The sequence below is a fragment of the Rhizobacter sp. P2_D12 genome, assembly GCF_056404395.1.
Window position 1 is genome coordinate 76131 of sequence record NZ_JBFUEB010000015.1, and the last position, 8490, is coordinate 84620.

8 protein-coding genes are annotated in these 8490 nt (G+C 71.2%); 4 read left to right on the forward strand and 4 right to left on the reverse strand.

The window, feature by feature from the left end:
* Window positions 1-6 precede the first annotated feature (6 nt).
* The 3 genes from AC1DYN_RS07380 to AC1DYN_RS07390 all read right to left on the reverse strand — a co-directional run bounded on the left by AC1DYN_RS07380 (window position 7) and on the right by AC1DYN_RS07390 (window position 2652).
* Window positions 7-960, reverse strand: coding sequence for an HlyD family secretion protein (locus AC1DYN_RS07380; protein WP_477958473.1), 954 nt, complete (start codon window positions 958-960; stop codon window positions 7-9).
* On the reverse strand, window positions 957-1595 hold the full coding sequence (locus AC1DYN_RS07385; RefSeq protein WP_477958474.1) for a TetR/AcrR family transcriptional regulator: 639 nt from the start codon (window positions 1593-1595) through the stop codon (window positions 957-959). Before AC1DYN_RS07385 ends, AC1DYN_RS07380 begins: the two co-directional genes overlap by 4 nt.
* A gap of 76 nt (window positions 1596-1671) precedes the next feature.
* Window positions 1672-2652, reverse strand: a complete 981-nt coding sequence (locus tag AC1DYN_RS07390; protein ID WP_477958475.1) for a potassium channel beta subunit family protein — start codon at window positions 2650-2652, stop codon at window positions 1672-1674.
* Between the two features lie 183 nt (window positions 2653-2835).
* Between AC1DYN_RS07390 and AC1DYN_RS07395 the strand changes: the two genes are divergently transcribed.
* From AC1DYN_RS07395 to AC1DYN_RS07410, 4 genes are all read left to right on the forward strand, one after another.
* The gene (locus AC1DYN_RS07395) at window positions 2836-3654 is read left to right on the forward strand and encodes a hypothetical protein (protein ID WP_477958476.1); all 819 of its coding nucleotides are present in this window, start codon (window positions 2836-2838) and stop codon (window positions 3652-3654) included.
* A gap of 20 nt (window positions 3655-3674) precedes the next feature.
* Window positions 3675-5060, forward strand: a complete 1386-nt coding sequence (locus AC1DYN_RS07400; RefSeq protein ID WP_477958477.1) for an aminopeptidase P N-terminal domain-containing protein — start codon at window positions 3675-3677, stop codon at window positions 5058-5060.
* Complete coding sequence (locus AC1DYN_RS07405) at window positions 5057-6526, forward strand: sensor domain-containing diguanylate cyclase (protein WP_477958478.1); 1470 nt, start codon at window positions 5057-5059, stop codon at window positions 6524-6526. The genes AC1DYN_RS07400 and AC1DYN_RS07405 overlap by 4 nt, the downstream gene beginning before the upstream one ends.
* A gap of 62 nt (window positions 6527-6588) precedes the next feature.
* The gene (locus AC1DYN_RS07410; RefSeq protein ID WP_477958479.1) at window positions 6589-7005 is read left to right on the forward strand and encodes an LIC_13387 family protein; all 417 of its coding nucleotides are present in this window, start codon (window positions 6589-6591) and stop codon (window positions 7003-7005) included.
* A 6-nt stretch (window positions 7006-7011) separates the two neighbouring features.
* Here AC1DYN_RS07410 and AC1DYN_RS07415 read toward each other — a convergent pair.
* Window positions 7012-8490, reverse strand: a 1479-nt coding sequence (locus AC1DYN_RS07415) for an FAD-dependent oxidoreductase (RefSeq protein ID WP_477958480.1), incomplete at its 5' end; no start/stop codon positions are given.

Consider the following 8490-nt stretch of genomic DNA (forward strand, 5'->3'; position numbering starts at 1 on the left):
CGTTCCTCACGACTTCGCGCCCAGGCGAACTTCCAGCGGCTGGCCCGGGTGCAGCCGGCGCGCCTCGGCCGGCTCGGGCCGGGCTTCCACCATGAACACCAGCGCCGAGCGGTTCTCGCGGCTGTAGATCAGCGGCGACGTGAACTCGGCCTCGCGCGCGATGAAGCTCAGCCGCGCCGGGATCGGCGCGCCGCAGCCATCGCACTGCAGGCTCACCGCCTGGCCGACCGACAGGCTGCCGACCACCGCCTGCGGCACGAAGAAGCGCGCCTTCAGGTTGCCCGGCGGCAGCAGCGTCAGCACCGGGCCGCCCAGCGGCACGTACTCGCCTTCGCGGTACAACACGTCGACCACGTCGCCGGCCGCCGGCGTGCGCTGCGTCTTCTGCGCAACGCGCCATTCGGCCTGCGCGAGCTGCGCCTGGGCCGCCTTCACCTCCTGCCCGGCCGCGGCGATCTCGGCGCTGCGCGCACCCTGCATCGCCACGCGCAGCTGGGCCGCCAGCTCATTGACGCGGGCCTGGTCGCGCGCGACGTTGGCGCGCGCCTGGTCGAGCGTGGCCGGCGAGTTGAACTGCTCGGCCACCAGCTTCGCGGTGCGCGCCAGCTCGGCGTTGGACAGCACCAGCGCCGACTGCGCCTGCGCCAGCTGCGCGCGCACCGCCGCCAGCTCGTCGGGCCGCTTGCCGGTCTGCAGGTTGGCCAGCTGCTGCTGGGCGACGCGCATGCGCGACTCGGCCTCTTCGCGCGCGGCGCGCTCGCTGTCCTGTTCGAGCACGAAGGCCGGCGCGGCCGCCTCGACGCGGTCGCCGCGCTGCAGATGCAACCTGGCCAGCGTGCCGGCCACCGGGGCCGACAGGCGCACGTAGTCGCCTTCGGCATAGCCGGCATACCAGTCGACCGGCGGCTTGCTGCAGCCGGCCAGCGCGATGGCCATCGTCAGCACGGCAAGGTGTTTCATGGGGTTGCTCCCGGTTGAACGAGCCACGCGCGCAGCGCGGCATCGATGCGCGTCTCGATCGCCGCATCGGACAGCAGGTGTTCGTCGACCACCGCGGCCACGCCGGGCAGGGCACCCTCGCCCTGCATCGCGGTGCCRATCAGGATCGGCGACGCGACGCCGGCCGCGATGAAGGCCAGCACCTGCGGCGGCGGTGCCGCCCGAAACTCGCCGCGCTGCTGCGCCTGGGCAATCAGCGCCCCCACGACGCCGATGTGGCGCGGCAGGTTGGCTTGCAGGAACTCGCGCGCCAATGTCTCGCCGCCCATCGCGTCGGCCAGGATGCGCACCATCAGATGGCGGTGCTGGCGCCCGAAATGCGCCAGCACGCGCACCGCGCCGCGCAGGTTGTGCACCGGCGACGCAGCCGGGTCGATCTTGAGCGTCAGCGCCGCGAACATCTCCTCGTAGGTGCGCTGCAGCACCGTGCGGATGAAGTTGTCCTTGCTCTTGAAGTGGTAGTGGAACATGCCCAGGTTGACGCCCGCGTGCTCGGTGAGCCGGCGCACCGACAGCCCGGCGCAGCCGGTCTGCGGCAGCAGTTCGAGGCCGGCATCGAGCAGGCGCTGGTCGACGTTCTGGGACGGGCGGGGCATGGCATAACTATACGACCGTATAGAAAATGGCAAAAGAAATCCCGGATTGGCATCCGGGATCGGGGCAGCGAGCCGCTCAGCCCGCCAGCGGCAGCGTGATTTCGTCGATCTTCGCCAGCACCTCGGGCGTCAGCTTCGGCGTCAGCGCCAGCGCGCCCAGGTTGTCCTGCAGCTGCGACAGCTTCGAGGCGCCCAGGATCACCGTGCTGACGCGCGGGTTGCGGTTGACCCAGGCGACGGCCAGCTGGGCCAGGTTGCCGCCCAGGTCGCGAGCGATCGGTTCCAGCTTCGCGACCGCGGCGTTCTTGTCGGCGTCGGTCAGGCCCTTCACCAGGAAGCCCATGCCTTCGAGCGCACCGCGGCTGCCCTGCGGCACGCCGCCGCGGTACTTGCCGGTCAGCAAGCCGCTGGCCAGCGGGCTCCAGGTGGTCAGGCCCAGGCCGATGTCGTCGTACAGGCGTGCGTATTCCTGCTCGACGCGCTGGCGGTGGAACAGGTGGTACTGCGGCTGCTCCATCACCGGCTTGTGCAGGTGGTGGCGCTCGGCGATGTCGTACGCGGCGCGGATCTCGGCCGCGCTCCACTCGCTGGTGCCCCAGTACAAGGCCTTGCCGCGCGTGATCATGTCGCTCATCGCCCACACGGTTTCCTCGATCGGCGTGTGCGGGTCGGGGCGGTGGCAGTAGACCAGGTCGATGTGCTCCAGCTGCATGCGCTTGAGCGAGCCGTCGATGGCCTGCATCAGGTACTTGCGGTTCAGCGTGTCGCGGCGGTTGACGGTGTTGCCTTCGCGGTCCAGGCCCCAGAAGAACTTGGTCGACACGACGAAGTTCAGGCGCGGCCACTTCAGCTGCCTGAACGCCTCGCCCATCACGACCTCGCTCTGGCCGGCGGCGTAGGCCTCGGCGTTGTCGAAGAAATTGACGCCGGCGTCGGCGGCCGCCGCGAGCATCTCCGTGGCCGATCCGGTGTCCACCTGGTTGTGGTAGGTGACCCAGGAGCCGAGCGACAGCTCGCTGACCTGCAGGCCGCTGCGGCCCAAGCGACGGTATTTCATTGGCAACACCCCGTTAAGAAGTGCGGCATCTTAGCCACACCCTGGCGCGCGATTTGCACGCCGGCGGCGAGCCCCCACGGGCCAGTGCGGGTACTCGCGTCCGCCCCCTTTGCGTGGGCGGCGCTTCGCGTTACCGTCGCGACCGTGACCAAGATCCCGCACCCCTGCTTGCCCCTGCTCCCGTTGGCGCTTCCGACGCTGCTCAGCCCCTCCCTGGCCCAGGCCGCCACCCGCGACGCCGGCGGGCTGGCCTCGCTGTCGACCTGGCTGATGCTGCCCTTCCTCGTGGCCTTCGCGGTCGCGGGGCACATCGGCCTCGGCCGCGGCGCCAAGGCGCTGGCCGCGTCATTCCATCCGCTGGCCAGCGGCGAACTCGAGATCGGCGGCTACGAGCGCCGCGTCTACGGCACCTCCGACCGCGCGATGCTCGAGGTGGTGGCCGCCGCGCTGGCCGCCGGGCTGGTGATGTGGCTGGGCGTCGCGCTGTCGCTGGGCTGGCTGACCGCGCTCGGCGTGCTGGGCGTGCTGGGGGCGGTGGCCTTCGACATGTCGCGCTGGGAGCGCGTCGCGGTCAGCGCGAGCTACGTCTGGTTCCAGCGCGGCTTCGGCCGCAAGGTGCACCAGGTGGCGATCGAGAACATCCGCGACGTCAGCGTGGTCGAGGAAGACGGCACGCTGCCGACGCTGCGCCACCTGAACCACAACCGCGTCTGCCGGCTGCTGATGCGCATGACCGACAAACGCGCTGTCGCGTTGCCGAAGACCGATGCCGACGAAAGCCTGGACGCGGTGGAGAACGCCGCCAACCAGATCCGCGCCCGCCTGCAGACGCTGAACGACAAGCAGAAGAACGCGAAGCCCAACCCCGAGGGCGGCCGCATCCCGACTGCCGGCGACAAGGAAATGCTGAAAGAACTGCGCCGCCTGCGCAAGCGGGCGGAAGGCAGCGGCGACACATCCCCCGTCACGCAGCCTCAGACCCAAGCCGACAGCGAGTACTGACCTCCACTCCTCATCCGACCATGCACGGCCAGCCCTTCCGCGAACGTCGCGCCCAGCTGGCCCAGCGGCTTGCGCAGGGCGGCGGCGGCATCGCGATCGTGCCGACCGCCGCGGGCCAGACGCGCAACGGCGACAACGAGCACCCGTTCCGCCATGGCAGCCACTTCCACTACCTGACCGGTTTCGACGAGCCGCACAGCTGCCTGGTGCTGCATGCCGACGGCCACACCCGGTTGTTCTGCCACAGTGGCAGCGCCGAGCGTTCGGTGTGGGAAGGCCCGATGCTCGGGCCCGAGGCAGCACCCGAGGCGCTGGGGGTCGACCAGGCCTTCCCGATCGAGCGGCTGGACGAGCTGCTGCCCGACCTGATGGGCCGCGAGCGCAACGTCTGGACCCTGTTCACCGTGCCGACCCCGCTCGACCAGCGCCTGCCGGGCTGGCTGGCGCAGGCGCGCGCGCGGGCCGGGCTGGGCGTCGAAGGGCCGGTGCACCGCGACCTGGGCGGGCTGCTCGACGAGATGCGGCTGGTCAAGGACGAGGGCGAGATCGCGACGATGCGCCGCGCGGCGCGGATCTCGGCCGGTGCGCATGCGCGCGCGATGCGCTACTGCGCGCAGCGTTTCCACGCCGACCCGGCGGCGGCGGTGCACGAGTACGAGATCGAGGCGGAGCTGCTGCACGAATTCCGCCGCCACGGCGCCAGCGGGCCGGCCTACGAGAGCATCGTCGCGGCCGGCGGCAACGCCTGCGTGCTGCACCATGCCGCCGGCCGCAGCGTGCTGCGGGCCGGCCAGCTGTGCCTGGTGGATGCCGGCTGCGAGCTCGACGGCTATGCGAGCGACGTCAGCCGCACCTTCCCGGCCGACGGCCGCTTCAGCGCGCCGCAGCGGGCGCTGTACGAGGTCGTCGTCGCGGCGCAGCGCGCCGCGGTCGAGCAGACCCGGCCCGGCCTGCGCCAGCGCGATGCGCACGAGGCGGCGGTGCGGGTGCTGGCGCAGGGCATGCTGGACCACGGCCTGCTGGCGCGCGAGCGGCACGGCGACGTCGACGCGGTGATGGCCAGCGGCGCCTACCGGCGCTTCTTCATGCACGACACCGGCCACTGGCTGGGCCGCGACGTGCACGACGTCGGCGAGTACCTCGCACTCGACGAACCGGCCTTCGACCAGCCGGACTTCCGCGGCGGCCGCGTCGTGCGCGCGCCATCGCGCCGCCTGCAGTGCGGCATGGTGGTGACGCTGGAGCCGGGGCTGTACGTGCAGCCGGCCGCCGACGTGCCGGAAGCGTTCTGGAACATCGGCATCCGCATCGAGGACGATGCGGTGCTGACGCCGGGGGGCTGCGAACTGATCAGCCGCGGCGTGCCGGTGGATGCGGATGCGATCGAAGCCTGGATGAACCCATGAACGTCAGCGATGCCCTGCCGGCCGGCGAACTGGCCAGCCTGTTCGAGCTGGCGCCGGTGTCGCTGTGGCTGGAGGACTACAGCGCGCTGCACGCCACCTTCGCGCGCTGGCGCGCCGCCGGCGTCGGCGACCTGCGCGCCCACCTGCACGCCGACCGGCGCCGCGTGGCCGAGTGCTCGGCCTGCCTGCGCGTGCTGCAGGTCAACCGCCGCACGCTCGAGCTGTACGGCGCGCGCGACCTGGCGCACCTGGTCGAGCACCTGCCGCAGGTGTTCCGCGACGACATGTTCGAGCAGCACGTCGAGGAGCTGGTGGCGCTGTGGGAAGGGCGCACGCGCTTCACCAGCCACACCGTCAACTACACGCTGGACGGCACGCGGCTGGACATCGTGCTGAACGCGCACGTGCTGCCCGGCCACGAGGCCACCTGGGACCGCGTGCTGCTGTCGATCGAGGACGTGACCGAGCGCAGCCGCGCCACGCGTGCGCTGCGCCTGAGCGAGCTGTATGCGCGCGGCCTGTTCGAGCATTCGCCGGTGTCGCTGTGGGTCGAGGACTTCAGCAGCGTGAAGCGGCTGCTCGACGAGGCGCGCTCGCAGGGCATCAGCGACTTCCGCGTCTTCACCGACGTGCACCCCGAGTTCGTCAGCCGCTGCCTGCAGGAGATCCGCGTGATCGACGTGAACCGGCAGACGCTGCACATGTTCGGCGCGCCGGACAAGGACACGCTGCTGCGCGGGCTGGGCGACGTGTTCCGCGACGACATGACGGCGCATTTCGCCGAGCAGTTGCACGAGCTGTGGAACGGCAAGACGACGCACCAGCGCGAGGTGGTGAACTTCACGCTGGCGGGCGACAAGCTGCACGTCTACCTGCAGTTCTCGGTGCTGCCGGGGCACGAGGACAACTGGGACCTGGTGCTGATCTCGCTGACCGACATCACGGCGCGCAAGCAGGCCGAGGCCTACCTGGAATTCCTGGGCAAGCACGACCCGCTGACCAAGCTGCGCAACCGCGCGTTCTTCGTCGACGAGATCAACCGGCTGGAGCGCAAGGGGCCCTGGCCGGTGACGGTGGCGATCGCCGACCTGAACGGGTTGAAGTTCGTCAATGACACGCATGGGCATGCGGCTGGCGACGCGCTGCTGCGGCGTGCCGGCGAGGTGCTGACGAAGGCGATCGACAAGCCGATGTGCGCGGCGCGCATCGGTGGCGACGAGTTCGCGCTGCTGATGCCGGGCACCGAGGCGCGCGGCGCGGCGCAGGTGCTGGAGCGGCTCGCGTCATTGGTGGAGCTGAACAACCAGTTCCACGGCGCGCCGTCGCTGAGCTTCGCGATCGGCACCGCGACCTGCGAGTCGGGCGGTCGCATCGAGGCCGCGGTGAACGAGGCCGACCATGCGATGTATGCGTCGAAGAAGGCGTTCTATGCGGGAGGGGAGATGGATCGGCGCAAGGGGGTGTGATTCCTGCCGGCCGGGTTGCGCCTCGTAACGAGCAGGTCCCCACCCTCGCCCACAATCCCCGCATGTCCCAGATCCTGATCCTTGCGGGCGCCGCGATCTATGGCGTGCTCGGCACGCTGCACCTTGCCTGCACCTTCTTCACCACCAGGTTCGACCCGCGCGATGCCAACGTCGCACGTGCGATGCGCTCGACCTCGCCGCGGCTGACGCGCGACACGACGATGTGGAAGGCATGGATCGGCTTCAACGCGAGCCACAGCCTGGGCGCGATGCTGTTCTCGGCGGTCTACCTGCTGCTCGCGGCGACGCACATGGAGGTGCTGCGCCACACCCCGACGCTGGTGTGGCTGGCAGGCCTCGCGAGCGCCGCCTACGTGGTGCTGGCGATCCGCTACTGGTTCAAGATCCCGCTCGCCGGCACGGCCCTAGCCACCTCGTGCTTCGTCACCGGTGCGCTGACGATGTCGCTCGGCTACTGACCGACCTCAGGCACGCCCTTTCAGCCGCGCCGCCACGCGCCGCGCCGCTGCGTGCCCGTGGAAGTACGCTTCCTCGAACACCGAATACGCCGACAGGTCAGCATGCGCGAACTGCACGCGCCCGCCTGCACCGCCATCGCGCGCCAGCGCCGCCAGCGCCGCGCTGCCGCGCACGCCCGGCAGCGGGATGCTCATCGCATGGCCGTAGCGCATCAGGTCGACCCGCACCAGCTTGTCGCCCAGGTCGGCATGCGCCTCGCCCAGGTTCTGCACCACCGCCTGCGCCCAGGCCTGCCACGGCTGCTCCAGCAGGCGCTTGCGCTGCGCGAGCAGCTGCGCCTCGTTGTCGCCGCCCAAGGCCCAGTACGCCGTCAGCACCGTCGGGCCGGGGTAGGCCCGCGTGCTCTGGTGCATCGCGTCGACATAGCCGAGCGTGCTGCTGCCGTACAGCACGTTGTCCCAGGACGGCGGCGCGCCGGGCAGGTCCTGCAGTGCATCCGACAACTGCAGGTTCGCGACCAGCCAGGGTGCGTGCCGCATCTGCGCCACCGCCGCCTTCAAGGCGGTCGGCGGCGTGCGCAGCACCCGGCCCGCGATGAACAGCGGCGTCGCCAGCACCGCGTGCGCGGCCGTCCAGCGCTCGGCGCGCTGCGCCTTCACGTTCCACAGGTCCAGCACCACCTCGTGCCGCCCCTCCTCGAGCGCCAGCGCGACGCAGCCATCGTGCAGCCGCCCGCTGAGCGGCGCGGCCAGCCGCTGTGCCAGCCAGGCATTGCCTTCCGGCCAGGTCAGCACGCCCTCGTCGTGCGCCCGCGCGTCGTCGCCCGGTGCATGGAAACCGTGCCGGCTCGCGAAGTAGTGCAGGCCGGCCCAGGCCGACACCTGCGCCGCGCCGGCCCCGTAGTCGTCGCGGCAGCAGTAGTCGAGGTACCAGCGCAGCGGCAGCGCGGTGACGCCCTGCTCGTCGAGCCAGCGTGCGAAGGTGACGCCGTCCAGCGCCTGCATCGCCGGCGTCCACGCAGAACGCGCGGTCGGCAGCATGAAGGTGCCCGGCGGCCCGACCTGGGACACCAGGTCGGCAAAGCGCCGGTACTGCGCCAGCGTCGCATCGCGCTGCGCCTCGGGCAGCGCGACCACAGGCGGCAGCAGGCCCTCGTGCCAGTGGCCGTCGATGAAGAGGCGTTCCTGCGGGCTGTGGCACAGGTGGCGCTCGTCATGGACCGCGCGGCCGCCCTCGGTGCGGCGCAGCCCCAGCGACTCCAGCAGCTCGATCAGTTCGACCGCATCGTCGCCGGGCACCGGCAGGTAATGCGCGCCGAGCGGGCAGGCCATGCCGCCCATGCGGTGGCCGCGGCTGTTGCCGCCGGCCGTGTCCTCCAGGTCGAACAGGTGCACGTCGTCGATGCCGGCCTGCGCCAGCGTGCGCGCGCACGCCAGCCCGGCGATGCCGGCACCGACCACCAGCACGCCGGCGCGCTTGTGCAC